This is a genomic window from Leisingera sp. F5, assembly GCF_001593695.1.
The window spans coordinates 1-1,990 of sequence record NZ_LUKH01000616.1 but is presented as its reverse complement, the minus strand read 5'-3'; the positions used below and the strand labels follow the sequence as shown (position 1 = coordinate 1,990).

2 protein-coding genes are annotated in these 1,990 nt (G+C 66.3%); one reads left to right on the top strand and one right to left on the bottom strand.

Translation table 11 applies throughout. From position 1 onward, the window contains the following. Window positions 1–695, top strand: a 695-nt coding sequence (gene selD / locus A2I95_RS33945) for a selenide, water dikinase SelD (RefSeq protein ID WP_291736880.1), incomplete at its 5' end; no start/stop codon positions are given. Between the two features lie 220 nt (window positions 696–915). Here the strand turns inward: selD and mnmH are convergent. After that, window positions 916–1,968, bottom strand: a complete 1,053-nt coding sequence (mnmH, locus tag A2I95_RS33940; protein WP_027259301.1) for a tRNA 2-selenouridine(34) synthase MnmH — start codon at window positions 1,966–1,968, stop codon at window positions 916–918. Between the last annotated feature and the right edge of the window lie 22 nt (window positions 1,969–1,990).

Here is a 1,990-nt window from a genome sequence, read left to right as displayed (position 1 = left end):
TGTCGCCCGCGCTGCAGGCCCGCACCCTGCAGGAAATCATGGGTGCCGCCTCGGACGTGCTGCAACAGGCCGGCGCCGCCATCATCGGCGGCCATACCTCACTGGGCGATGAGCTGACCATCGGCTTCACCGTCACCGGCCTCTGCCCCCGCCCCGCGATCACCCTTGCGGGCACCAGGCCGGGCGACGCGCTGATTCTGACCAAGCCCATCGGCTCCGGCGTGCTGATGGCCGCGGAAATGGCAGGCCAGTCCAAGGGAGAATGGGTGGCCGCCGCGCTGGCGCAGATGAGCCAGCCGCAGGCCACCGCTGCCCGTATTCTGCAGGATGCGCATGCGATGACCGACGTGACCGGCTTTGGCCTGCTCGGCCACCTTTTGGGCATCTGCGAGGCGTCCGGTACCGGAGCGGAACTGCACACCAGCAAGATCCCTCTGATGCAAGGCGCGGCTGAACTCGCCGGCCGCGGTATCCGCTCCTCGCTGTTTCCCGCCAATCAGGCAGCTATGCCGGAACTGAAAACCTCCGGCTGGCAGGACCTGCTGTATGACCCGCAAACCGCGGGCGGCCTGCTGGCTGCGGTGGCCGCAGATCAGGCTGATGATTTGCTGGACCAGCTGCGCGCAGCCGGGTACCCGGCTGCGCTCGTCGGCAAGGCAACGTCAAGCCCCGGCACCATCACCCTCAGTGCCTAGCGGCGCCCGGCGAACAGGGACCAGCCCCTCTTGGCCCTGCGGACCAATTCACCCCGAGGTATTTTCAACCAGAAAGAAGCCCGTTTCCGGTGCTTCATCCTTGTGAAATTACTCCCGTCCCGCTGCCCGGCAGGCAGCTTTACCACCTGGAGCGGAGGCACGCTGCGCCCAACGGGAGCGGGGCATCGCAGATGCTCCGGCGACGGGCGGGAGAACTCTGTCAGAGACCGGACATGAGCGCAGCCACCTGCGCCGCTGCGGCATCCAGGCCCGCTTCGTCCAGCGCATCAGCCTCCACCGTGGCTGCAATCACCGCACCGATAGCGGTGCGGGACTTGCGGTAGGCGGGGTCATAATGCTCGGCCATCAGCGCCTCGGTCAGCCCGGCCTTGTCACCTGTGTCAATGGCAGAAAACCACCCATCTACCACCGCGCCCGAGCGGTACGCGCGCAAGGGGGCCAGCTTTTCACGCAACCTGTCCGCGTCTGACAGGATGTCGTCATAGGCCGCCACCAAATAACGGCAGCGGGCCGCAGCCGGTACCTGCAGTTCGATCCGCGGAGCCTGCTTCATTGCCTCCCAGACCGAAGGCGGAATGATCCGCTGGCCAACCTTGCTCGATTCTGCCTCCACGAGCACCGGGCGGCTAGGGTCCAGCCGCATCAAGGCGCCCGCCACTGCGGATTCAAACCCCTTCTGCGATGGCTGCGGCGTGGGCATGTCCCCCAGAAGCGAGCCGCGGTGATTGGCCAGCCCTTCCAGGTCCAGCACCTGCACGCCCGAAGCACCGGCCCGCTTCAGCACCTCGGTCTTGGCCGAGCCTGTATAGCCGTCCAGCGCCACCATCCGGTGCGGCAGCGCGGTTTGGTAGAGCGCCGCATTCACCAGCCGCCGGTAGCTTTGATAGCCGCCTTCCACCACCTCGGCGCGCCAGCCGATCTGCTGCAGCATCCAGGTGAAGGACCCTGACCGCTGGCCGCCGCGCCAGCAATAGACCAGCGGCTTCCATCCGCCCTCGTGGTGGCTCAGGCTCTGCTCGATGTGGTTTGCGGCATTGCGGAATACCAGTGCTGCGCCCAGCTTGCGCGCCTTGAAGGGGCTGTCCTGCACATAGATTGTGCCGACCTCGGCGCGTTCCGCGTTGTCCAGCACCGGCAAGCTGATTGCGCCGGGCACATGGTCTTCAGCATATTCCGCCGGGCTGCGCACGTCGATCACAGTGTCGAACCCGTGGGCATAGAAGTCTTGCAGGGAGGTGAATTTCAGCGCCATGGCCCATGCCTACCCCGCGCAC